Here is a 22,129-nt window from a genome sequence, read left to right as displayed (position 1 = left end):
GCTGCCGGCGACGGCGACGTGCGCTCAGGCCCCCGGCGCTGAGGGAGAAAACACCCGCCGCATCGCGCGGCTGACGGCCGTCAGGGTGAGGAGGAGGCCGACGAGCGACACCGCCGCCGCGATCAGCGGCAACTCTCCGTAGCCGACGCCGAGCGTCAGGGCGGCGCCGCCGATCCAGGCCCCCGTGGCATTGCCGAGGTTGAAGGCGCCCTGGTTGAGCGTCGAGGCGAGGTTCGGCGCGTCGCTGGCGGCCTCCACCACCCAGATCTGCAGCGGCGAGACCAGGGCGAAGACCAGCCCCGACCACAGGACCAGAACCGCGACCGTCATCGCCGGATGGTGTGCCACGACGGCCAGGAGCAGCAGAGACACCACGATGCCGAGGAAGCTGCCGACGATCGTCGCCATCTGGCCCCGGTCAGCGAAGTGTCCGCCCGCGAGATTGCCGACGGTCAGTCCGGTTCCGGCGGCGAAGAGCACGCCGGTCACACCCTGCGGCGAGAACCTGGTCACCCCGGTCAGGAACGGCGTGATGTAGGTGAACACCGTGAAGAAGCTCACCGACGACAGGGTCGAGATCAGCATCGGCCGCAGCACCGGCCAGCGGCCCAGCGCCCGGAACTCGCTGATCAGGCGCCCGCGCGTGCCGGGCAGCCCCGTGGGCACGCAGAGCTGGATCGCCAAGCCTGCCGCGAGGCCGATCCCCACCACCGCCCAGAAGGTCGAACGCCATCCCGCGACCTGCCCGAGGGCGGTGCCGAGGGGCACGCCGAGGACGTTGGCCAGCGTCAATCCGGTGAACATCAGGGCGACGGCCTGGGTCCGCTTCTCCCGCGGCACCAGATCCCGCGCCACCACGGCGCCGATTCCGAAGAAGGCCCCGTGCGCGAAGGCCGTCAGGATCCGCGCGGCCATCAGCAGCGTGTAGCTCGGCGCCATCGCGCAACCGAGGTTACCGGCCAGGAACACGCCCATCAGGGCGAGCAGGGCCGCCTTGCGCGGCATGCGCGCCGTGGCGATGGCCACGACCGGCGCGCCCACGACCACGCCCATGGCGTACCCGGACACGAGATAGCCCGCCTGCGGGATCGTGACGCCGAAGCTCTGGGCCACCTCCGGGAGCAGGCCCATGATCACGAATTCGGTGGTGCCGATCCCGAAGGAGGCGACGGCGAGGGCAAGTATCGGCAATGGCGGCACGGCGGGGCTCTCCGGCGCGGGGTGTTCGCTCGTTTGTGCGAAGCAACATGCGCAAGATGGCAGCGGCGCGCGGCCTGCCTAGCCGCGGACGCGCGGCGCACGGTTGCGCGGCGCGCAAGCGCGCCGTCCGGCCCGAGTTCACGCGCTCATCGCACCAGGCCTCGCGGCCTGCACCGCGGGTCCGGATCGCCCGGCGATGCCGGTCGGTAGCCGATCGACGGCTGCCGGGTTCCCACGCTTCCGCGGTCCGCGCGCGCCTCACCGTGCGACGGGAACGGCCGAGCGGATCACTCCGCCGGGGCGTTCTTCCGGCTGCGCGGCTTCGGCGACGCCGCGGCCGGCGCCTCCGTCACGATCGGCTGGACGGGGCCGTTATACTTGCGGCGTTGCTGCCCCAACCCGAGGGCCCGCGCCAGCTCGGATCGCTGGGCGGAGTAGCTCGCCGCGGTCATGGGATAGTCCACCGGCAGCCCCCATTTCGCCCGGTACGCCTCAGGCGACAGCCCGCGCAGCGTCAGATGCCGGCGGAGAGTCTTGTAGGGCTTCCCGTCCTCGAAGCTGACGATGTGATCAGTCGTAATCGACTTTCGGATCTGCGCCGGCGTCAACTTTTCGGTTGGCCCAGTCGAGCCCTCGCCCGCAGTCGCGAGATGGCTCAAAGCGCCGTGAACGATGTCGATCAAGCCCGGAAGATCGGTCGAAGGCACCGAATTGTTCGACACATAAGCCGCGACGATATCGACAGCCAGTTCGATGCGCTCCGACTGCTCGCTCGCTATGCTCTCGTTCATGATCGACCCCCGTTATTCAAAATATCCGGATCGACCAATCCATATCGGATGCGATCGAAAACTTTCTGATCCTAACGGATTTCCACGCAAATCTCAATCGGATCGGAATCGAGACGGAAACAGGCCGTCGCGATTTCGAAATGCTGGCCGAACCCGCCGTTGACGCGACATTAACCACGTAGAGCTAGCCTCAATTAACCATACCGATGACCCGTTTGGTCGCGGCGTGGACGGTGAATCCCGGCGTTCAGGACTCGGGATATTGGTGGAGACCGAGATCAAGTGCGTACGGCACGGTCTGACCGGCGGGACCGGCACGAGATTCGGCTCGCGTATGCAGCCCTGACGCTCGCGCTCGCGGCGTCGCCGACCTCTGCGCAGCGCTTCGATGCGATCAGCCCCGTCACCGGGCAGCCCGACAATCCCGGAACCGGACTGGACACGGCCCCGAACGGCCTCCCCTCCCTGAGGCGGCGCCTCCCGGACGGGCTGTCGCGCGATGACGGCCGCGGCTCGCCGAGCGGGGATACGACGGGGGGCGACCAGATCGGCGGCGACAGCCTGCGCTCGCCGCTCTCACCCGCGCTCCCGACGCAGGGGCAGGTCCAGCCGGGCCAGTCCCAGCTCGATACCCGCGCGACCGGAGGCGGTCAGCGCACCGGCGGCAGTTCGACGGCACCGGCCAATCTGGCGCCCTCGGCCCTGCTCAGATCGCGCGCCGCGCCCCCGCGCCGGCTCGGCACCGCGACCCGTAGGTATACCCAGGACATTACTCAGGTTCCGAGCCCGGCGCTGAAGCTCACGCCGATCATCCAGCAGCCGGTGGTCGGGGTGCCGCTGCCGCAGGCGCCGACGCAGCTTCGGCCGATCCTGCCGCTCATCCCGGGCTCAGCCGCCCTCGGCCTCCTGACCCCGGGCTTCATCCTGGGTACCGATCTCGCCCGGCCGATCCCCATGGATCCCGCCTACGCGCCTCTCGGCTATCAGGTCGGATCGTTCACGGTGCTGCCGAGCTTCGCGCAGAGCCTCGGATACGATTCCAACCCCGATCAGACCAGCCGGCAGCTCGCCAAGGGCTCCGTGGCCCTGCGCACAGATGCGGCGGTCGATTTCCAGAGCAACTGGTCGTCGAGTTCGCTCCAGGGCTCCCTGCGCGGCGCCTATCTGGAGACGCCGCAGAACGAACCCGCGAGCCGGCCCGCCGCCGACGGCGTCGTGCGCCTGCGCATCGATGCGGACCGCGATCTGCACATCGACGCCGAAGGCCGCTTCCTCGTCGACACGCAGCGCACGTCGAACCCCAATCTCCAGGCCGCGAATCTCGGGCTCCAGGCCGCCGCGACCACGAGCCGGCCGCTGCTGGCCGTCTATGGGGCGTCCCTCGGCGCGACCGAGACCTTCAACCGCCTGTCGGTGACGCTGCGCGGCTCGATCGATCGCTCGGAATTCGACAACGCCCGGCTGTCCGACGGCACGATCATCAATCAGGCCGACCGGAACCTGAACCAATACAGTCTCCAGTTGCGCACCGCCTACGAGGTCAATCCGGACTTCAGCCCCTTCGTGGACATCCTGGCCGATACGCGCGTCTACGACCTGCGGCAGGACCAGAACGGCATCCGACGCGATTCGGACGGGATTGCCCTGATGGTCGGGGCCAGCTTCGGCCTGCTGCGCACGCTCACCGGCGAGATCTCGGCGGGCATCCAGCACCGCACCTACGTCGATCCGACCCTGCGCGCCATCGACGCCCCCCTTGTCAACGCGGCCCTGGTCTGGTCGATGAGCCCGCTCACCACCGTTCGCCTCACCGCGGCCACGGGCGTCACCGAGACGACCATCGTCGGGTCGAGCGGCATCCTCACCGACGTCGCCACCCTCGAAATCCAGCACGACCTGCTGCGCAACCTGTCGATCGTGATCGGCGGCTCGCTCCTGCGGAACGACTATCAGGGCAGCACGATCCGGGAGAACGGGGTCTCGGCGACCGCGCGGCTCGACTATCACCTGACCCGGTGGCTGACCCTGCGGGGCACCTACATCTACCAGCAGATCAACAGCACGGTGACCGGGGCGAGCTTCCAGGACAACACCTTCCTGGTCGGCTTGCGGGTCAATCCGTAGATCGGGCCGGAACGGCGCCGTCCGGTGGCGCAGGCCCCGCCCGGTATTGCGCGTCCATGCGTATCCGTGGTCAGCCGCGCTTCGACGCGAAGAAGTCCCGCAGGAGCGCCGCCGCCTCGCGTTCTCGGAAGCCGCCATAGACCTCCGGCGCGTGATGGCAGGTCGGCTGGTTGAAGACCCGCGGCCCGTTTTCGACGCCGCCGCCCTTCGGATCCGATGCCCCGTAGTAGAGCCGCCGGATCCGCGCGAAGGAAATCGCCCCCGCGCACATCGGGCAGGGTTCGAGCGTCACGTAGAGGTCGCAGCCGGTGAGCCGTTCGTCGCCGATCGCCGCGCAGGCCGCCCGGATGGCCAGGATCTCCGCATGCGCGGTCGGATCGTGCAGCGTTCGCGGCAGGTTGTGGGCGACGGCCAGCACGGCCCCGTCCCGGACCACGACGGCTCCCACCGGAACCTCGCCGGCCGCCTCCGCCCGCCGCGCCGCAGCGAAAGCCTGATCGAACGCGCGCGCGGCCGGCGCCGCGGCGCGGCCGGGGGAATCATCCGCCATGGTGCCGCCGTTCCATCACCCGGGATGGGGCGGGCCCGCGGCCCGGCGGATTGATCCAGAGCAATGTTAAGGCCTGGAACATACGCGCGACCGTGTCCGTTCTAAGCATCTCGTGCGGCGCCGCCGCAGGAATACAGGAAGGGTAACGCCATGAGCAGCACCACCGACAAGATCAAGGGCGTCGCCAACGAGGCTCTCGGCAAGGCCAAGCAGGGCATCGGCGACGCGACCGGCAACGACAAGCTCAAGACCGAGGGTGCGGCTCAGGAGCTCAAGGGCAAGACCCAGAGCACTGTCGGCGACGCGAAGGACACGGTGAAGTCGGCGACCGACAAGCTCTGATCGCCACGGGACGATCGGAACGGGACCCGCCACGGGCGGGTTCCCACCAGGGACCGGCTCGAACAACGCGAGGATGCCATGATCGGTTGGGCTGTCACGTTTCTCGTCGTCGCGCTCGTCGCGGCACTGCTCGGGTTCGGCGGCATCGCCGGGACGGCCATGGAAGCAGCCAAGGTGATCTTCTTCGTGGCGATCGCGCTATTCCTCATCTCCGCGGTGTTCGGCGTGATGCGGGGCCGCTCTCCCAGGCTCTGACCGGCGTATCGGTCCCCGATCAGGGTGGTGGCGCCCGGGAACGGTGCCGTTCCGTATCGGCCACCGGGTCCGCTTCCGCGGAGCGCCAGCGATGAATTTCAGGGCCGTTCCCCAGGGAGCGGCCCTTTCGTGTGGGAACCCGACGGCGTTCCAGACTCAAAGACCCGTCTCGCCTGTCGGTATCGGCTCTGCTAAGGCCCGGGCATGAGCGACATGCCGAAAGACGACACGCCGGAGGGTCCCGCCCGTCCGGACCCGGAGACCGCGCGGGTGGGGCGCTGGACGCCGCCGACCGACGCCGGCAGCGCAGCCGAGCCGGCGCCTGCCGAATCCGCCGCCAAGCCGCGTCCGGAAAAGCGACGCCCCGTGCGCCCCCCGTCCGAGCCGGCGGCCGAGGACCCGTCGGCCGATCCCGCCGAGGCGCCGACGCCCCCCGGGGAACGGATCGCCAAGGCGATGGCGCGCGCCGGGATCGCGTCGCGGCGCGATGCCGAGGCGATGATCCTCGCCGGCCGGGTGAGCGTCAACGGCGAGACGTTGAGTTCGCCGGCACGCAACGTCACCGAGGACGATCGCATCCTGATCGACGGCGAGCCGATGCCGTTGCGGGAGCGCAGCCGCCTGTGGATCTTCCACAAGCCCAGGGGCCTCGTGACCACCGCGCGCGATCCGGAGGGCCGGCAGACCGTCTTCGATGTCCTCCCCGAGGATCTGCCCCGGGTCGTCGCGGTGGGACGCCTCGACATCAACACCGAGGGGCTGCTGCTCCTCACCAACGACGGCGGCCTCGCCAAGGTGATCGCCCATCCCGACACCGGCTGGCTGCGCCGCTACCGGGTCCGCGCCCATGGCGATACCGATCAGGCCCAGCTCGACAAGCTCGCCAAGGGCGTGACGATCGACGGGATGGAGTACGGCCCGATCGAGGCCATGCTCGACCGCGTGCAGGGTGACAATGTCTGGCTGACGCTGGGATTGCGCGAGGGCAAGAATCGCGAGGTCAAGCGGATCCTCGAGCATCTCGGCCTCTCGGTGAACCGGCTGATCCGCCTGTCCTTCGGGCCGTTCCAGCTCGGCGATCTGGAGGTCGGCCTCGTCGAGGAGATCCGCACCCGGGTCCTCAAGGATCAGCTCGGCAAGTCGCTCGCCGAGCAGGCCGGCGTCGATTTCGACAGCCCGGTGCGCGAGCCGATCGTGCCGTTCGGCGGATCCAAGGCCGAGGATGGCGGTGCGAAGACCGCCCAGGGGGGCGCCGCGAGCCGGCGCAACGCCGCGCGCCCCGCCCCCGCACCGCGCGTTTCGACGGGTGGATCCGGGTCCGGACCGCGCAACGCCGCTTGGCGCGACGACGACGATTCCAAGCCGCGCGGGACGCGCATCCCCCGCCGCGGCGCCGATCCACGGGCCGCGCAGGCCGCCGCCGCAGAACGCGGACGCGAACGCGTCGGCTCGATCCGGGCCGGGGACCGCCGCGTCGTCGTGGAGCGCCTCGCCGCGACCCCGGTCGAGCCTGCGCCCCAGGAGAAACCGCGTCGCCGCTACGCCGATGACGGCCCGTCCGAGCGGCCGCAGCGGGACGCCGGCGGGCGTTCCGGTCGTGCGGGTGGATCCGGGGGCGCGCGCGGCCCCGCACCGTATGGCGAGCGGGCCCCGGCATCCCGCGGCGAGCGCGGCGGCGGCGAGCGGCCGAACCGGCCACCGGCACGCGCCGCCGAGCGCCCATGGGGCGATGCCAGGCCGGATGACCGGCGGGGACCCAGGACGGATGAGCGGCGCGAGCGCCCCTTCAACGCCGGCTCGGCGGAAGGCGCGGGTGCCGGCAAGGGCGGTTTTCGGACCCAGAAGCGGGGTCAGGACGGCGGCAAGCCGGCCTTCGGCGGCCCGAAACCGGGTGGTGCCCGGCCCGGGGGCAAGCCGGGCGGGTTCGGCGGCAAACCGGGCGGCTTCGGTGGCAAGCCCGGCGGGTTCGGTGGCAAGCCCGGCGGGTTCGCCGGAAAGGCTCCCGGCCGGGGCGGGTCCGGCGGGGGTGCAAGACCCGGCGGACGACCGGGCGGCGGCAAGCCCGGCGGGTTCGGCAGCAAGCCCGGCGGTGGGCGGCCGCCGCGCGGGACGCGATGAGGATTGTCGGAGGTGCCTGGCGCGGCCGCAGGCTCGCGGCGCCGCGCACCTCCGCCATCCGGCCGACCTCGGATCGCCTCCGGGAGTCGCTGTTCAACGTGCTGGCCCACGCCTACGACGACGCCTTCGCGGGAGCCCGGGTGCTCGACCTGTTCGCCGGCACCGGGGCGCTCGGCTTCGAGGCGCTCTCGCGGGGTGCGGCCTACGCGCTCCTAGTCGATGACGGGACCGAGGCCCGGGCGGTGATCCGCGCCAACATCGAGGCCCTCGGCGCCGAGGGCGTGACGCGCCTGTTCCGGCGCGACGCGACCCGGCTCGGCGCGGCCGGGACGGCGGGTCAGTTCTCGCTCCTGTTCTGCGATCCGCCCTATCATCGCGATCTCGCGCCCCGGGCTCTGGCGAGCGCAGCCGCGGGTGGGTGGCTCACGCCGGGCGCCCTCGTGGTGGTCGAGGAGGCCGAGACCGTGCGCTTCGACTGGCCGGACGGGTTCGCCGAACTGGAGCGGCGCGCCTACGGCGAGACCGCCGTCGCCCTGGCGCGGTTCGCCGCCTGACCGCGCGAACTGCGCCGTCGGTCAGCTCACCCGCCGGATCGGGCCAACACCGTCCCGCGGGGTGACCCTCCGGCTTTCGGAGCAGACGATGCGGGAGCCGGACGGTCGACGGACCGGTCGCTTCGAGGCACCCTTCCCGACAGCGGCCGATGGTGAGGCTTCGCGACGACCCTACCCGGGTCCCATCGCGTCTGCGGGGCCCGTCTCGGCCGAGCGCGCCGGTCGACCTCAGGCGCCCGGAGCCGCACTGTGGGAGGCATTGTCCGCGGCGGCGGCCTCGATGGCCCGCTGGTGGCCGATCCGCGCCGCGGATTTCACGAGGCTCAGAACATCGCGGCGCATCTGATCGTCGGCGATCTGATTGTAGGCGCGCAGGAGTTCCACGGCCCCGGACACGCGCAGCAAGGCCGGACCGTTATCCGCCGCGTTCTCGGCCTCCGGCTCGAAGAAGCTCGATACCGGGACGCCGAGCCGCTCGGCGATCGCCTGCAGGCGGCCAGCCCCGACCCGGTTCTTGCCCGTCTCGTATTTCTGGACCTGCTGGAAGCTCACCCCGAGCGCGCTGGCCAAGGCGGACTGGCTCAGCCCGTTCGCCGCGCGCAGGAACGCGATGCGGCTGCCGACGCCATGATCGATCGCCGTCGTCTGCTTCGGCTTTGGACTGGACTTGGCCATGGGTCGGGGTCCGAACGTCGTCTCTGTTGGCGGGCATGCACAACCGCACCCCGAACCGCCGACCACAACACACAGCTGCCATATCGTGCGGCCGGGAATCTGGCCTGCGATCAGTAGATGCCACAGCCAAGCCCAGCACGCAACGAAAGGTCGCGGCGGCGACATCTGAGATATCGAAGATGGTTGCGCGATCTGTGCAATGCCCGTCCGCGCCTCGGCGCGCGCATTGTATTGAACTTATTGTGCACCGATTAAACTACGCAGGGATCGGCGGATGAATATTTGAAGCGGCGACGGAGATGCACATTCGCGCCGGCATCGCCCAAGAGTTCGACTGACGCGATTCCGCTGGGCGCAGCCCCGCCGCATCATGCCCGCCGTCGTCGCAGGGCTAGGATGCCGGCCCGAGCCAATCCGTCACGATCGCGAGTTGGCGATCGTCCAGGAGGGCGGGGGCATGGCCGCAATCCGGAATCTCGACGCGCTCCGTCGGCGGCCCCCGCCGGGTCATCTCGTCGGCGGTGGCGGCGAGGAGGAGTTCCGATTGCGCCCCGCGCAACAGCAGGACCGGACAGGTGATCGCGTCCCAGTCGCGCCACATGCTGACGCTGTAGACCCGTCCGGGCCTGAACGCGTCGCCGATGCCCGGATCGTAATGGGGCCGCCAGCCTCCGTTCGGCTCCCGGAAGAAGCTGTATTTGGCGATGTGGCGCCACTGCTCGTCGGTCAGCGGCCCGAAGGATCCGAGGACGGTGCGCAGGCGCGACTCGCCCGAGGCGAGGTTGTGGTGCAGCCGCGGCGCGTCGCGCAGGCGCGAGCCGATGTGGCGGATCGGCGCCCAGGGCAGGAACGGACCGATATCGTTGATCACCATGCGGCGGATCGGCGTGTTGGCCGACGCGGCCAGGACCATGCCGGTCAGGCCGCCGAGGGACGTGCCGACCCAGTCGATCGGTCCGCGGATCCGCAGATGCGCGATGAGCGCCGCCATGTCGGCGGCGTATTGCGGCAGGCCGTAGAGTTCCGGATCCCTGAGCCAGCCGCTGAGCCCGCGCCCCGGCAGGTCGGGGCAGACGACCCGGTAGCCCATCTTCGCCAGCCTGTAGCCGAGGGGATCGAAATCCCGGCCCTGGCGGCTCAGTCCGTGGACGCACACGACCACGCGCGCGCTGTCCGGGTCGCCCCACTCGACATAGGCGATGCGGTGGAAATCGTGGGGCGCGTAGGCGAGGAAATCGCCGGTCCGGAACGGAACGTCGGCCTGGCTGAGATCGTCGAGCCGCGGCATCGCCGTCACCGGAAGCGCGCGCGCCGCCGGGTCGGCCGTCACGGTTTTTCCGTGCGCGCCGCGGCCTCGCGGGCGAGCCGGCCGGTGGTCTGGTGGATGTCGACCATCTGGTCCGTCAGCCGGCGCGCCTGCTCCTGCAGGAAGGCCGCGTTCAGGGCCGCCGCCTCCCGGGCATCGGCCGCCTGCGCGACGCGCTCGGCATAGTCCAGGGTGGCGCGGACGTTCGTGTCCGAGGCGACGAGCACGCGATGCCCGATCTCGCGCATCGCCGCCAGCGTGTGCACGGTGTTGTCCTCGAAGGCGTTGTAGAGGCGCGCACCAGCGGCCTCCCACTGCTCGCGCATCCGCCGGGCGCCCGCCGCGTTGCTCTCGCTGAGGTGGTTGGCGGTCTCGCGGCTGGAGCCCATCACCGAGCGCCACCCCTCGAAGGTCTGGGCCATCGAGGCCTCGAAGGCGTTCAACGCCATCTCGCCGGCCTCGGCAAAGCGCTCGTAGGCTTCGCGCGCCCGCGCCACGCCGCCCTCGGCCATGGCCCGTCCCGCCTGCGTGGAGACCATCGGCCCGTTGTCGTTCCCCACGGTCGCCTTCCCTCCATCGCCGGCCCGGATCGGCCCGACCCCAGGTTACGGGCATCGGCCAGGGTCGCCCCGCCGTCAACCATGCGGGGTGACAGAACCGGACGGGGGCACCGGCCCGGGACGCGGCGGCGATTGACAGCCGGGTCGGGCGGGAAATCATCCTCCGTCGGAGCGAACGCCACGCGCCACAACGATTTCGCGCCCGACCAGAAGGCACAACGATGACGGAGTCCCATCCGCGCCCCGCACGGTCCGGCGCCGCCGGCCGTCACCCGTTCGAGACCGACCTCGACCGGACTCCAGCCAATCACGTCCCCCTGACCCCGGTGAGCCTCCTGGCGCGCGCCGCGGCGGCGGCGGGCGGGCGGATTGCGGTGATCGACGGCGCCCGGCGCCTGACCTATGCCGAACTCTACGCGCGCTGCCGCCGCCTGGCCTCGGGCCTGGCCGGGCACGGGATCGGGCGCCTCGACACCGTGGCGATCCTCGCCCCGAACGTCCCCGAGATGATCGAGGCCCATTTCGCCGTGCCGATGCTCGGCGCCGTGCTGAACCCGCTGAACACCCGCCTCGATCCAGCGACGATCGCCTTCTCGCTGGCCCATGGTGGCGCCCGGGTGCTGCTCGTCGAGGCCGACTGCGCCCCGCTGGCCGCCCAGGCCCTGAGCGCCTGTCCCGAGCCGATCCTGGTGGTGGCGATCGGCGAGACCGGCATACCCGGTGCGATCCCCTACGAAGCGCTGCTCGCGGCCGGCGATCCGGACCACGCCTGGACCGGACCCGCCGACGAATGGCAGTCCCTCTGCCTGCTCTACACCTCCGGCACGACCGGGGATCCGAAGGGCGCGGTCTACAGCCACCGCGGCGCCTATCTTCAGGCGCTTGGCAACGCCGTCACCTTCGGGTTGACCGCCGACAGCGTCTATCTCTGGACGCTGCCGATGTTCCATTGCAGCGGCTGGTCCTATCCCTGGGCCAGCGTCGCCGCCTGCGCGACCCAGATCTGTCTGCGCAAGGTCGAGCCGGCCGCGATCTTCCGCCTGATCGCCGAACACGGGGTGACGCATCTCTGCGGCGCCCCGATCGTCCTCTCGATGATCGCGCACGCCCCGGCCGCGGACCGGCGCGCCTTCCCGCAGCGGGTCCGGTGCGCCGTCGGCGGGGCGGCGCCCTCCTCGACGATCATCCGCACCATGGAGGAACTGGGCTTCGAGGTGCTGCATCTCTACGGCGCGACCGAGAGCTACGGACCGGCGACCGTCTGCCTGGCGCAGCCGGACTGGGCGGACCTGTCCGAGGACGACCGCTACGCCCGCATGGCGCGCCAGGGCGTGCCGCTCGCGACCCTCGAAGACGTGACCGTCATCGACCCGGCCACTGACCGGCCGGTGCAGCGGGACGGAACGGCGGTGGGCGAGATCTGTCTGCGCGGCAACACCATCATGAAGGGCTATCTCGGCAATCCCGATGCCACCGCGCAGGCGCTCGCCGGCGGGTGGTACCGGACCGGCGACCTCGCGGTCTGGCATCCGGACGGATCCGTGGAGATCAAGGACCGGGCGAAGGACATCATCATCTCCGGGGGCGAGAACATCTCCAGCCTGGAGGTGGAGGAGGTGCTGATGCGCCATCCCGCGGTGATGCTGGCGGCCGTGGTGGCACGGCCGGACCCGACCTGGGGCGAGAGCCCCTGCGCGTTCCTGGAGGTGAAGCCCGGCACGGAAGCGCCGAGCGCGCAGGACGTGATCGTCTTCTGCCGCGGGCGGATGGCGCGGTTCAAGGTGCCCAAGACCGTGGTTTTCGGTCCCCTGCCCAAGACCTTGACCGGGAAGATCCAGAAATTCGTCCTCCGGGACCGGGCGCGGGATTTCTGACCGGAGCCGCAACGTCGCCGCGTCGGATGCCGTCGATGTCCCGCCTGCCACCCGGGCGTACCGGGGTTGTCATGAGCGCAGACCGCCGCTCCGCTGCGGCCTCGACATGTCGACCGGCTGGACCGACAACTCTCCCGGCGCGACCCCGGCCGCCAGCCCGCAGGATCGATCCGCGACCGAACCGAGCCGGCCGGGTCCTGGATGAACCGCGCGGGAGCCGCGTCGAAGGGATACGTTTCACCGACCCGGTTCGTGTTCGTCGCGGTGCAGATAACGGCGGCCGATCCTGTAAGAATACCGGTCCGCACGGCGCTAGAGGCATCGGCCGGAGGCCGCGACCCGACATGGATTTCACCATCTCCCCCCGCGTGGAGGATTACCGCGCCCGGATCGCGGCCTTCGTGGACACCCACATCCTGCCGCTGGAATCCGACCCCTCCGCCTATGACGGCCACGGCAATATCGGCCTGCCGGACCTCGCCCGGCTGCGCGGCCTGGCGCAGGCCGAGGGGCTCTGGTGCCTCCAGCTCAGGCCGGAGACCGGGGGCGCCGGCCTGGACAAGGTCGGCATGGCGGTCTGCTACGAGGCCATGAACCGCTCGATCTTCGGGCCGGTGGTGTTCAATTCGGCGGCGCCGGACGACGGCAACATGATGGTGCTGGAGAAGGTCGCCACGCCCGCCCAGAAAGAGCGCTGGCTCGCCCCGATCGTGCGCGGCGCCGTCCGCTCGGCCTTCGCCATGACCGAGCCGCATCCCGGCGGCGGCTCCGACCCGGGCATGATCCAGACCCGGGCCGAGCGGCGGGGCGACACCTACGTGGTCACCGGCCGCAAATGGTACATCACCGGCGCCGAGGAAGCGGCGCACTTCATCCTGATGGCCCGGACCTCGGACGACGCGCGCAAGGGCCTGACCGCCTTCTTGTTCCACCGGGACCAGCCCGGCTGGGAGATCCTGCGCCGCATCCCGATCATGGGCCCGGAGGAGCATGGCGGCCATTGTGAATTGCTCTTCGACGGGATCGAGATCCCGGCCCAGAACGTTTTGATGAACGAGGGCGACGGGCTGAAGCTGACGCAGATCCGCCTGGGCCCGGCGCGGCTGACCCACTGCATGCGCTGGCTCGGCCTGTCGAAGCGCTGCGTCGAGGTTGCCCGGGCCTACGCCGCCGAGCGCCACGGGTTTGGGATCCGGCTCGCCGACCGCGAGAGCATCCAGCTGATGCTCGGCGACCTCGCCATGAAGATCGAGATCGGCCGCCTGCTGGTGATGAAGGCCGCCTGGGCGCTGGATCAGGGGAGCTTCGCCCGCAAGGAGGTCTCGATGGCCAAGGTGCACGTGGCAAACCTCCTGCACGCGGCCGCCGATGTCGCGATTCAGATCAACGGCGCCCGGGGCTATTCCACCGACACGCCGCTGGAATGGATCTACCGCTACGCCAGGCAGGCCCGGCTGGTGGACGGGGCTGACGAGGTCCACAAAATGGTGCTCAACCGCAGCCTGGAAGCCGAAGGCGATGCCTTCTGGAGCTGGGCGGTCGAGGCGTGAGCCGGAAAGCGAAACGATGACCGATGTCGTGATCACAGGCGCGGTGCGGACCGCGATCGGCACCTTCGGGGGTAGCCTCGCGGGCACGCCAACCTCCAAGCTGGCGGCGCTCTGCGTGGCGGAGGCGTTGAAGCGGTCCGGTACGGCGCCGGAGACCGTCGGACATGTGGTGTTCGGCAACGTCATCCCCACCGAGCCGCGGGACGCCTACATCGCCCGCGTCGCCGCCATCGAGGGCGGGGTACCGAAGGAAGTGCCGGCCCTCACCGTCAACCGCCTCTGCGGCAGCGGTCTGCAGGCGATCGTTTCGGCCGCGCAATCCATCCTGCTGGGCGACGCCGACACGGCCTTGGCCGGCGGCGCCGAGAGCATGAGCCGGTCGCCGCATCTCCTGACTTCCGGCCGCATCGGCCAGCGGATGGGCGATGTCAGCCTCGTCGACTACATGGTCGGTGTGCTGAGCGACCCGTTCGGCCACGGCCATATGGGCGTCACCGCTGAGAACGTGGCCGAGCGCTACGCGGTCTCCCGGGGCGAGCAAGACGCCTTCGCCGCGGAGAGCCAGGCCCGGGCCGCCCGGGCGATCCGCGAGGGCCGGTTCCGCGAGCAGATCCTGCCGGTCCCGGTCCAACGCAAGCGCGAGACCGTGGCGTTCGACACCGATGAGCACCCGAAGCTCACCGGCGTCGAGGACCTCGCCAAGCTGCGCCCGGCCTTCTCCAAGACCGGCAGCGTCACCGCCGGCAACGCCTCGGGCCTGAACGATGGCGCCGCCGCCCTGGTCCTGTCGAGCGCCGCGCAGGCCGAGCGCACGGGCGCGACGCCGCTCGCCCGGATCGTCGGCTATGCCCATGCGGGGGTGGACCCGTCCGAGATGGGCATGGGCCCGGTCCCCGCGGTGCGGCGCCTTCTGGACCGGACCGGCCTGCGCGCCGCCGATTTCGACGTGATCGAGTCGAACGAGGCCTTTGCGGCCCAGGCCTGCGCGGTCGCCCGCGCCCTCGATCTCGACCCCGCCAAGGTCAATCCGAACGGCGGCGCCATCGCGCTGGGCCACCCGATCGGCGCCTCGGGCGCGATCATCACGGTGAAGGCCCTCTACGAGCTGGCCCGCACGGGCGGCCGCTACGGGCTCGTGACCATGTGCATCGGCGGCGGCCAGGGCATCGCCCTCGCCCTCGAACGGATGCACTGAGATGTCGAACCTTTTCGATCTCGCCGGCCGGCACGTCCTGGTCACCGGCGCCTCCAGCGGCCTCGGCCGCCATTTCGCCGGGACGCTCGCGCGCGCCGGGGCGCAGCTGACCCTCTGCGCCCGGCGGGCGGAGGCCCTCGCCGACACCGTCGCGCGGGTCGCCGCCGCGGGCGGTCAGGCCCACGCCGTCGTCATGGACGTGACCGACGCCGGCAGCATCGAGCGGGCGCTGGACGTTGCCGAGGCACGGTTCGGCCCGGTCCGGGTGCTCGTCAACAATGCCGGGATCACCGCGACCAAGCCCGCCCTCGACCTCGACGAGGCCGATTGGGACGCCGTGCTCGACACGAACCTGAAGGGCGTCTGGCTGGTCGCGCAGGCGACGGGCCGGCGCATGGTTATGCACGGCACCGGCGGGAGCATCGTCAACATCGCCTCGATCCTTGGCCTGCGCGTCACCGGCGGTCTCACGCCCTACGCGGCCTCGAAGGCCGGGGTGGTGCAGCTCACCAAGAGCCTGGCGCTGGAATGGGCGCGCCACGGGATTCGGGTGAACGCCCTGGCGCCCGGCTACATCAAGACCGAGCTGAACGACGCGTTCTTCGAGTCCGACGCCGGGAAGGCGCTGATCAAACGCGTGCCGCAGCGCCGGCTCGGCGAGGCGGCCGAGCTCGACGGCCCGCTTCTGCTCCTCGCCTCCGAGGCCGGCGCCTACATGACCGGCAGCGTCGTCGCGGTCGACGGCGGCCACCTCGTCTCGGGCCTGTAGCCGATGGATCAGGATCGGCTGCGCGCCTGGATCGCCGGGCATCTCGGCTGCCCGGACCTGGTGATCGAGGACATCCGCCCCCTCGGCGGCGGTTCGATCCAGGAGAACCGCCTGGTCCGCTGCCGGCTCGACGGCGGGACGCGGGCCTTCGTGCTGCGCATGGACGCCCCCGCGACGATCGCGTCGAGCCGGTCCCGCGCCGAGGAGTTCCACATCCTGGAGGCGGTCTGGGCCGCCGGGGTGAAGGTTCCCGAGCCGGTCGGCGTCTGCGACGATCCCGGGGTGATCGGCGCGCCGTTCGCGCTGATGGGACTGGTCGAGGGGATCGGGCTGGGGCCGCGCATCGCCAAGGACCTGACCCTGGGCGGCGACCGCGAACGCCTCACCGAGACCCTGGGCGGGGAACTCGCCCGGATCCACGCGGCCCTCGACCCGCGGGCGCCCCCCGCCGCGCTGGCCTTCCTGGGCGCGCCCGAACCGGACCCGGCACGGGCCGAGATCGCGCGGCTGCGGGCCAGCCTCGACGGGATCGGGGCCTCGAGGCCGGCGATCGAGTGGGGCCTGCGCTGGGGCGAGGTTTGCGCGCCGGACTGCGCCGCCTCGACCCTGGTGCACCGGGACTTCCGCACCGGCAACTACATGGTCGACGCCGCCGGGCTCACCGCGGTGCTGGACTGGGAATTCGCCGGCTGGGGCGATCCGGCCCAGGATCTCGGCTGGTTCTGCGCCGCCTGCTGGCGATTCGGTCGCCCCGATCTGGAGGCCGGCGGCATCGGATCCCGCGCGGCCTTCTACCGGGGCTACGCGGAGGCCGGGGGGCGCGCCATCGATCCGGCGCGCGTCGCCTACTGGGAGGTGATGGCGCATCTGCGCTGGGCGGTGATCGCCCTGGAGCAGGGCGCGCGGCACGTCTCCGGCCGGGAATTCTCCCTGGAACTGGCGCTGACCGGCCGGATGGTGCCGGATCTCGAACGGGCGATCCTGCGGGCGACGGCCCCCGGGGCGTGGAGATGAGCATGCGGGACGATCCCTCCGGCGCGGCCCTCCTCGACGCCGCCCGCCGGGCGCTGACCGAGGAGGTGGTCCCCGGCCTGACCGGGCGCCCGCGCTACGTCGCCCTGATGGTGGCCAACGCGATCGGCATCGCGGCCCGCGAGATCGCCGAGGCCGACCGCCTGCACGCGGCCGGCGAAAACGTCCTCTCCGGCGTGCCGGTCGAGGCCCTGGTCCGGGCGATCCGCGCCGGCGCGCGCGATGCCGATCCCGATCTCCACGCCGCCCTGAGCGCGGCCGCGGAGGTGGCGGCGCAGATCTGGAAGCCGCCCGCGCCGGGCGGTTGAGCGTCACCGGCGGCCGAACAAGCGCTCGATGTCGGAGAGTTTTAATTCGATCGAGGTCGGGCGGCCGTGGTTGCACTGGCCGGAATTCGGCGTCGCCTCCATGGCGCGCAGGAGCGCATTCATCTCCTCGGGCCGCAGGCGGCGGCCGGCGCGGACCGACCCGTGGCAGCTCATCCGCGACAGGACCGCGTCGAGGCGGCGCCCCAGCGGGCCGCCCTCCGCGGCGGGGGCGCCCCCCTCCTCGTCGCCGCTCGATGCGAGGGCGTCGAGGATGTCGGTCACGAGATCGCTCACCGAGGCGCCGACGAGCGCGGCCGGCACCTCGCGCACCAGCACGGCGCCGGGCCCGAACGCCTCGACGGCGAGGCCGAGCCGGTCGAGGTCGGGCGCGGCGGCGACCAGCCGGTCGGCCTCGTCCGGGTTCATCTCGACCACGTCGGGGATGAGCAGGCCCTGGCGGGCGATGCCGCCAGCGGCGCGCTCGGCCTTCATCCGCTCGTAGACGAGGCGCTCGTGGGCGGCGTGCTGATCGACGATCACGAGGCCGTCGCGGGTCTGGGCGAGGATGTAGGTCCCGTGGATCTGCGCCCGCGCCGCCCCGAGCGGATGGTCGAGCGCCTCGGCAGCCTCGGCGAGGGGGCGGACATCCGCCTGCGGCGGGGCCGCCGCGTCGGACCTCGATCCGGACCGCTCGAACACGGCCTGGGCCGCCTCGCCGAAGCCACCCTCCCCGATCGGGTCGAAGGCCGCCACGTCCGGAACCGGCGCCGGCCTCCAGGAATCCGACCGCCGGTAGCCCGGCGGCGCCGCCACCGAGGGTGCGCCGACCGCGAAGGAGCTCGGACGCGACGGCTGGAACAGGCTCGGCACGGCCGCGCCCGTATGGATCGCCAGGCCCGGCCCGGCCGGGCGCAGAACGTCGAGGGTCCGGGCCGCACCGGTCGTGGCCGAGCGGACACCGCCGCGGCGCAGGGCGTCGTGGATCGCGCTCACCACCAGGGCCCGTACGAGGCCCGGCTCGCGGAAGCGGACCTCGGTCTTCGCCGGGTGGACGTTCACGTCGACATGCTCGGGATCGCACAGGATGGTGAGGCCCAGCACCGGGTGGCGATCGGACGCCAGGGTGTCGGCGTAGGCGCCGCGCACCGCCCCGAGCAGCAGCCGGTCGCGGACCGGGCGGCCGTTGACCGCGAGGTGGATGTGGTTGGCCGCCCCCCGGTGATAGGTCGGCAGGCCGACATGGCCGGTCACCGAAAAACCCTCCCGGGCCAGCGAGACCGGCAGGGCGTTGGCGGCGAAATCCGGCCCCAGCACCGCGGCGAGGCGGCGCAGCTCCGCCTCCGGCCCGGTCTCGGCCGGCAGCACCAGGGGCTGGCCGGCATCGGCCCGGAGGGTGAAGCGGATGCCGGGCTGCGTCACGGCGAGCCGGCGTAGGCTATCGGCGATGGCGGCGTTCTCGGCCCGGTCGGATTTCAGGAATTTCAGCCGGGCCGGGGTCGCGGCGAACAGCTCGGTCACCTCGATCCGCGTGCCGCGTTGCGCCGGCGCCGGGCGGACCGGACCCTTGAGGCCCGCCGCCACGGTCAGGCTCGCCCCCGCCTCGGCCTCCGGGGTCCGGGTGACGAGGGTCAGCCGCGACACCGCGCCGATCGACGGCAGCGCCTCGCCGCGGAAGCCCAGCGTGTCGATCGCCGTGAGATCGCCGCCGGGGAGCTTGGAGGTGGCGTGGCGCTCGACGGCGAGTTCGAGGTCGTCCGGGCTCATGCCGCGGCCGTCGTCGACCACCCGGATCAGCCGGCGGCCCCCCGCCTCCACAGTGACCTCAATGGCGCGGGCGCCGGCGTCGATGGCGTTCTCGACCAGTTCCTTCACGGCCGAGGCCGGGCGCTCCACCACCTCGCCCGCCGCAATGCGGTCGACGAGCACGGGGTCGAGGCGTCGGACGGAGGGTGCGGGGGTGGACATCGGCCGCGAGGATAGACCCTGGCGCATCGTCCCGGAAGGCGGCTGCCCACGTTCGACGCGTTGCAGCCCCGATCCGCGACAGCGGCGCTCAGGCGCGCCTTTGCGCCCCGCCCAGGGTGATGCGGCCCGTGCCGGCCCGCGTCCCGTGGCTCGGCGCCGCGTAGGGGCGCCGGGACAGGTCGTAGAGGGCGTTGCCGACGATGCCGGCAGCCCGGCGCAGGGTCGCCCCGTCGCAGGTCGCCGCCACCCGGACGCCGATCTCGTGCGTGTGGCTGCGGCCGTAGAGCCAGACCGCCAGACGGGCCCGGGTCGCCTCGGGGATACCGTCGAGGAGGGAGGCGGCGCCGTCCGGATCCGCCTTGATCAGGCGTCCGACCGTCTCAGGCGGGATCGGGCAATCGAGCGCCGGATCGTCGATGCTCAGGGAGCGGGCCTTCATGATGGCGAACCTGACAGCTTTGGAACTGCAGGTTGTGCCGTTCTTGGTTAACGAACCGTCACCACGGGCATGGTCAGAGCGGCCTGCGCGTGACCCGGGCGATCAGGCCGACGATCCCCTCCCGGAACAGCAGGACGCAGAGCACGAACACGCAGCCCTGGATGATCGTCACCCAGGCGCCGAACTGGGCGAGGTAGGTCTCCATGGTGACGATCACCAACGCGCCGACGATCGGCCCGAACACCGTGCCCATGCCGCCCACCAGGGTCATCAGCACCACCTCCCCCGACATCGACCAGTGGATGTCAGTCAGCGACGCGAGCTGGAAGACGATCGCCTTGGTGGAGCCCGCAAGCCCCGCCAGCGTCGCCGAGAGCACGAACACCGCGAGCTTGTACTGGCTGGCCCGGTAACCCAGGGAGATCGCCCTCGGCTCGTTGTCGCGGATCGCCTTCAGCACCTGGCCGAAGGGCGAGTGGACGATGCGGTAGATCAGCAGCATCCCGGCCATGAAGATCACGCAGACGAGGCCGTACATCGCCCGGTCGTCCGCGAGGCTGATCATTCCGAACAGATTGCCCCGGGGCACCGCCTGGATGCCGTCCTCGCCGCCGGTGAACTTCGCCTGGAGCGCGAAGAAGAACGCCATCTGGGCGAGCGCCAGGGTGATCATCGAGAAGTAGATGCCCTGCCGCCGGATCGCCAGCGAACCGAAGACGAGCCCGAGCAGCGCCGCCGTGGCGGTGCCCGACAGGATCGCCAATTCCGGCGTGAAGCCGAGGCTCTTGGCCGTATAGGCGCAAAGATAGCTCGCCATGCCGAAATAGGCGGCGTGGCCGAAGGAGAGCAGGCCGCCGTAGCCGAGCAGCAGGTTGAAGGCCAGCGCGAACAGCGCGAAGCACAGCACCTTCATCAGGTAGACCGGATACAGCAGCATCGGTGCCCCGATCAGCAGCAGGGCGATGCCCACGAAGATCAGGCGATGGAGCGCCTTGTCGTCCCGGCGCACCGGCAGCGCGGCGGCGATCGGGGGGGCGTCGATGGCGGCGGTGTCGGCCATGGGTGGAGCCTCAGTTCGCGGTCAGGCCGTGCGCCCGAACAGGCCGGCGGGTTTGACGAGCAGCACCAGCACCATGATCACGAAGATCACGGTGGCCGACGCCTCCGGATAGAAGACCTTGGTCAGCCCCTCGACCAGACCGAGGGCGAAGCCGGTGATCACCGAGCCGATGATCGAGCCCATGCCGCCGATCACCACCACGGCGAAGACCACGATGATGATGTCGGCGCCCATGTTCGGATTGACCGAGTAGATCGGTGCCGCGAGCACTCCGGCGAAACCGGCAAGGGCGACGCCGAACCCGTAGGTCAGGGTCAGGAACAGCGGCACGTTCACCCCGAAGGCCTGGACCAGGGTCGGGTTCTCGGTGGCGGCGCGGAGATAGGCGCCGAGCTTGGTCTTCTCGATGACGAGCCAGGTGGCGATGCAGACGGTGAGCGAGGCGACAACCACCCAGGCCCGGTAGTTCGGCAGGAACATGAACGGCAGGCGCTGGCCGCCCGAGAGTTCGGGCGGTATCGCGTAGGGGAGGCCCGAGACGCCGTACTGGTTGCGGAACAGGCCCTGGATGATCAGCGCGAGGCCGAAGGTCAGGAGCAGGCCGTAGAGGTGGTCGAGCTTGTAGAGCCGGGCGATCAGCACGCGCTCCAGAACGATGCCGAAGGCACCCACCACCAGAGGCGCCAACCCCAGCGCCCACCAGTAGCCCAAGCCCACGTAGGTGAGCAGCATCCAGGCCACGAACGCGCCCATCATGTAGAGCGCGCCGTGGGCGAAGTTGATGATGTTCAGGAGCCCGAAGATGATCGCCAGCCCCAGCGACAGGATCGCGTAGAACGAGCCGTTGATCAGGCCGAGGAGCAATTGCCCGAACAGGGCCTGCATTGGAACGCCGAAGATCGTGGTCATGGGCTCCCCTCCGCGCCGCGACCGTGCCTCAACCCTTCACGAGGGGGCAGTTGCCCTCGTTGAGCGGGCGGAAGACCTGATCGCCGGGGATGGTCTCGAGCGTCTTGTAGAGGTCCCACTCGCCCTTGGACTCGGCGGGCTTCTTGACCTCGAACAGGTACATGTCGTGGATCTTGCGCCCGTCCGCCCGGACGATGCCCTTGCCGAACAGCGGATCGTCGGTGGGCATCGCCTTCATCTTGGCGACCGTGGCGGCGCCGTCGGCGGTCGACTTCAGCTCGGCCACCGCCTTCAGGTAATGGAGCACGTCCGAGTAGACGCCGGCATGGTTGGCGGTGGGCTTCGAGCCGCCCTTCATCTGCTTGGCGAAGCGGTCGGAGAAGGCGCGGGTACGGTCGTTCAGGTCCCAGTAGAACGGCTCGGTGAGCACCAGCCCCTGCGCGACCTTGGTGCCGAGCGAGTGCACGTCGGAGGAGAACACCAGGAGGCCGGCCAGAGCCTGCCCGCCCTCGGTGATGCCGAACTCGCCGGCCTGCTTGATCGAATTGATCGT

The 22,129-nt window shown here is 71.0% G+C and carries 22 protein-coding genes; 11 read left to right on the top strand and 11 right to left on the bottom strand.

Annotated elements, in window-relative coordinates:
- Positions 1-24: 24 nt before the first annotated feature.
- Entirely contained in the window at positions 25-1,200 is a 1,176-nt protein-coding gene (locus MKK69_RS03580; protein WP_243965588.1) for an MFS transporter, read from the bottom strand.
- 287 nt (positions 1,201-1,487) lie between these two features.
- On the bottom strand, positions 1,488-1,991 hold the full coding sequence (locus MKK69_RS03575) for a MucR family transcriptional regulator (protein ID WP_243965586.1): 504 nt from the start codon (positions 1,989-1,991) through the stop codon (positions 1,488-1,490).
- 321 nt (positions 1,992-2,312) lie between these two features.
- On the opposite strand from MKK69_RS03575, the gene MKK69_RS03570 reads away from it, so the two are divergent.
- Positions 2,313-4,115 (top strand): outer membrane beta-barrel protein, encoded by a 1,803-nt coding sequence (locus MKK69_RS03570; RefSeq protein WP_409564774.1) that lies wholly within the window; start codon positions 2,313-2,315, stop codon positions 4,113-4,115.
- A gap of 70 nt (positions 4,116-4,185) precedes the next feature.
- Here MKK69_RS03570 and MKK69_RS03565 read toward each other — a convergent pair whose 3' ends face one another.
- The gene (locus tag MKK69_RS03565) at positions 4,186-4,665 is read right to left on the bottom strand and encodes a nucleoside deaminase (protein WP_243965582.1); all 480 of its coding nucleotides are present in this window, start codon (positions 4,663-4,665) and stop codon (positions 4,186-4,188) included.
- Between the two features lie 150 nt (positions 4,666-4,815).
- On the opposite strand from MKK69_RS03565, the gene MKK69_RS03560 reads away from it, so the two are divergent.
- From MKK69_RS03560 to rsmD, 4 genes are all read left to right on the top strand, one after another.
- Positions 4,816-5,007, top strand: coding sequence for a CsbD family protein (locus MKK69_RS03560; protein ID WP_243965580.1), 192 nt, complete (start codon positions 4,816-4,818; stop codon positions 5,005-5,007).
- A gap of 78 nt (positions 5,008-5,085) precedes the next feature.
- Positions 5,086-5,262: a DUF1328 domain-containing protein gene (locus MKK69_RS03555; protein WP_243965578.1), complete on the top strand. Its 177-nt coding sequence runs from the start codon at positions 5,086-5,088 to the stop codon at positions 5,260-5,262.
- 204 nt (positions 5,263-5,466) lie between these two features.
- Positions 5,467-7,380 carry a pseudouridine synthase gene (locus MKK69_RS03550; RefSeq protein ID WP_243965576.1) on the top strand — a complete coding sequence of 638 codons (1,914 nt, stop codon included), beginning with the start codon at positions 5,467-5,469 and terminating at the stop codon, positions 7,378-7,380.
- Entirely contained in the window at positions 7,377-7,934 is a 558-nt protein-coding gene (gene rsmD / locus MKK69_RS03545; protein WP_243965563.1) for a 16S rRNA (guanine(966)-N(2))-methyltransferase RsmD, read from the top strand. The genes MKK69_RS03550 and rsmD overlap by 4 nt, the downstream gene beginning before the upstream one ends.
- A 228-nt stretch (positions 7,935-8,162) precedes the next feature.
- Here the strand turns inward: rsmD and MKK69_RS03540 are convergent, their stop codons facing one another.
- The 3 genes from MKK69_RS03540 to MKK69_RS03530 form a co-directional block, all read right to left on the bottom strand.
- On the bottom strand, positions 8,163-8,609 hold the full coding sequence (locus tag MKK69_RS03540) for a helix-turn-helix domain-containing protein (protein ID WP_243965546.1): 447 nt from the start codon (positions 8,607-8,609) through the stop codon (positions 8,163-8,165).
- A gap of 391 nt (positions 8,610-9,000) precedes the next feature.
- The gene (locus MKK69_RS03535; protein ID WP_243965544.1) at positions 9,001-9,939 is read right to left on the bottom strand and encodes an alpha/beta fold hydrolase; all 939 of its coding nucleotides are present in this window, start codon (positions 9,937-9,939) and stop codon (positions 9,001-9,003) included.
- Positions 9,936-10,475, bottom strand: a complete 540-nt coding sequence (locus tag MKK69_RS03530) for a phasin family protein (protein ID WP_243965535.1) — start codon at positions 10,473-10,475, stop codon at positions 9,936-9,938. Before MKK69_RS03530 ends, MKK69_RS03535 begins: the two co-directional genes overlap by 4 nt.
- 221 nt (positions 10,476-10,696) lie before the next feature.
- Here MKK69_RS03530 and MKK69_RS03525 point away from each other — a divergent pair, with 221 nt between their 5' ends.
- From MKK69_RS03525 to MKK69_RS03500, 6 genes are all read left to right on the top strand, one after another.
- Positions 10,697-12,349 (top strand): AMP-binding protein, encoded by a 1,653-nt coding sequence (locus MKK69_RS03525; RefSeq protein ID WP_243965522.1) that lies wholly within the window; start codon positions 10,697-10,699, stop codon positions 12,347-12,349.
- A gap of 344 nt (positions 12,350-12,693) precedes the next feature.
- On the top strand, positions 12,694-13,899 hold the full coding sequence (locus MKK69_RS03520) for an acyl-CoA dehydrogenase family protein (protein ID WP_243965516.1): 1,206 nt from the start codon (positions 12,694-12,696) through the stop codon (positions 13,897-13,899).
- 16 nt (positions 13,900-13,915) lie between these two features.
- On the top strand, positions 13,916-15,094 hold the full coding sequence (bktB, locus tag MKK69_RS03515; RefSeq protein WP_243965514.1) for a beta-ketothiolase BktB: 1,179 nt from the start codon (positions 13,916-13,918) through the stop codon (positions 15,092-15,094).
- Position 15,095: 1 nt separating this feature from the next.
- Complete coding sequence (locus tag MKK69_RS03510; RefSeq protein ID WP_243965512.1) at positions 15,096-15,863, top strand: SDR family NAD(P)-dependent oxidoreductase; 768 nt, start codon at positions 15,096-15,098, stop codon at positions 15,861-15,863.
- Positions 15,864-15,866: 3 nt separating this feature from the next.
- The gene (locus tag MKK69_RS03505) at positions 15,867-16,877 is read left to right on the top strand and encodes a phosphotransferase family protein (protein WP_243965507.1); all 1,011 of its coding nucleotides are present in this window, start codon (positions 15,867-15,869) and stop codon (positions 16,875-16,877) included.
- A 2-nt stretch (positions 16,878-16,879) separates the two neighbouring features.
- Positions 16,880-17,203: a DUF6285 domain-containing protein gene (locus MKK69_RS03500; RefSeq protein WP_243965505.1), complete on the top strand. Its 324-nt coding sequence runs from the start codon at positions 16,880-16,882 to the stop codon at positions 17,201-17,203.
- A gap of 3 nt (positions 17,204-17,206) precedes the next feature.
- Here MKK69_RS03500 and mutL read toward each other — a convergent pair whose 3' ends face one another.
- The 5 genes from mutL to MKK69_RS03475 form a co-directional block, all read right to left on the bottom strand.
- Positions 17,207-19,168: a DNA mismatch repair endonuclease MutL gene (mutL, locus tag MKK69_RS03495; RefSeq protein ID WP_243965502.1), complete on the bottom strand. Its 1,962-nt coding sequence runs from the start codon at positions 19,166-19,168 to the stop codon at positions 17,207-17,209.
- An 88-nt stretch (positions 19,169-19,256) separates the two neighbouring features.
- The gene (locus MKK69_RS03490) at positions 19,257-19,607 is read right to left on the bottom strand and encodes a hypothetical protein (RefSeq protein ID WP_243965498.1); all 351 of its coding nucleotides are present in this window, start codon (positions 19,605-19,607) and stop codon (positions 19,257-19,259) included.
- A 73-nt stretch (positions 19,608-19,680) separates the two neighbouring features.
- The gene (locus MKK69_RS03485; protein WP_243965489.1) at positions 19,681-20,667 is read right to left on the bottom strand and encodes a branched-chain amino acid ABC transporter permease; all 987 of its coding nucleotides are present in this window, start codon (positions 20,665-20,667) and stop codon (positions 19,681-19,683) included.
- A 21-nt stretch (positions 20,668-20,688) separates the two neighbouring features.
- Positions 20,689-21,576, bottom strand: coding sequence for a branched-chain amino acid ABC transporter permease (locus tag MKK69_RS03480; protein WP_243965487.1), 888 nt, complete (start codon positions 21,574-21,576; stop codon positions 20,689-20,691).
- 28 nt (positions 21,577-21,604) lie between these two features.
- Positions 21,605-22,129: ABC transporter substrate-binding protein (locus MKK69_RS03475; RefSeq protein ID WP_243965479.1), on the bottom strand; the 525-nt coding region annotated here is incomplete at its 5' end.

Source organism: Methylobacterium sp. J-026 (genome assembly GCF_022829585.1).
GTDB lineage: Bacteria > Pseudomonadota > Alphaproteobacteria > Rhizobiales > Beijerinckiaceae > Methylobacterium.
Note: the sequence above shows the minus strand (reverse complement) of the source record. Positions and strands in the feature narration are given on the sequence as shown.

Excerpts from the sequence above, each read along its gene's own strand:
- MKK69_RS03575 (WP_243965586.1), bottom strand. The coding sequence starts at position 1,991 with ATGAACGAGAGCATAGCGAGCGAGCAGTCGGAGCGCATCGAACTGGCT.
- MKK69_RS03565 (WP_243965582.1), bottom strand. The coding sequence starts at position 4,665 with ATGGCGGATGATTCCCCCGGCCGCGCCGCGGCGCCGGCCGCGCGCGCG.
- MKK69_RS03560 (WP_243965580.1), top strand. The coding sequence starts at position 4,816 with ATGAGCAGCACCACCGACAAGATCAAGGGCGTCGCCAACGAGGCTCTC.
- MKK69_RS03555 (WP_243965578.1), top strand. The coding sequence starts at position 5,086 with ATGATCGGTTGGGCTGTCACGTTTCTCGTCGTCGCGCTCGTCGCGGCA.
- MKK69_RS03550 (WP_243965576.1), top strand. The coding sequence starts at position 5,467 with ATGAGCGACATGCCGAAAGACGACACGCCGGAGGGTCCCGCCCGTCCG.
- rsmD (WP_243965563.1), top strand. The coding sequence starts at position 7,377 with ATGAGGATTGTCGGAGGTGCCTGGCGCGGCCGCAGGCTCGCGGCGCCG.
- MKK69_RS03540 (WP_243965546.1), bottom strand. The coding sequence starts at position 8,609 with ATGGCCAAGTCCAGTCCAAAGCCGAAGCAGACGACGGCGATCGATCAT.
- MKK69_RS03525 (WP_243965522.1), top strand. The coding sequence starts at position 10,697 with ATGACGGAGTCCCATCCGCGCCCCGCACGGTCCGGCGCCGCCGGCCGT.
- MKK69_RS03520 (WP_243965516.1), top strand. The coding sequence starts at position 12,694 with ATGGATTTCACCATCTCCCCCCGCGTGGAGGATTACCGCGCCCGGATC.
- bktB (WP_243965514.1), top strand. The coding sequence starts at position 13,916 with ATGACCGATGTCGTGATCACAGGCGCGGTGCGGACCGCGATCGGCACC.
- MKK69_RS03510 (WP_243965512.1), top strand. The coding sequence starts at position 15,096 with ATGTCGAACCTTTTCGATCTCGCCGGCCGGCACGTCCTGGTCACCGGC.
- MKK69_RS03505 (WP_243965507.1), top strand. The coding sequence starts at position 15,867 with ATGGATCAGGATCGGCTGCGCGCCTGGATCGCCGGGCATCTCGGCTGC.
- MKK69_RS03500 (WP_243965505.1), top strand. The coding sequence starts at position 16,880 with ATGCGGGACGATCCCTCCGGCGCGGCCCTCCTCGACGCCGCCCGCCGG.
- mutL (WP_243965502.1), bottom strand. The coding sequence starts at position 19,168 with ATGTCCACCCCCGCACCCTCCGTCCGACGCCTCGACCCCGTGCTCGTC.
- MKK69_RS03490 (WP_243965498.1), bottom strand. The coding sequence starts at position 19,607 with ATGAAGGCCCGCTCCCTGAGCATCGACGATCCGGCGCTCGATTGCCCG.
- MKK69_RS03485 (WP_243965489.1), bottom strand. The coding sequence starts at position 20,667 with ATGGCCGACACCGCCGCCATCGACGCCCCCCCGATCGCCGCCGCGCTG.
- MKK69_RS03480 (WP_243965487.1), bottom strand. The coding sequence starts at position 21,576 with ATGACCACGATCTTCGGCGTTCCAATGCAGGCCCTGTTCGGGCAATTG.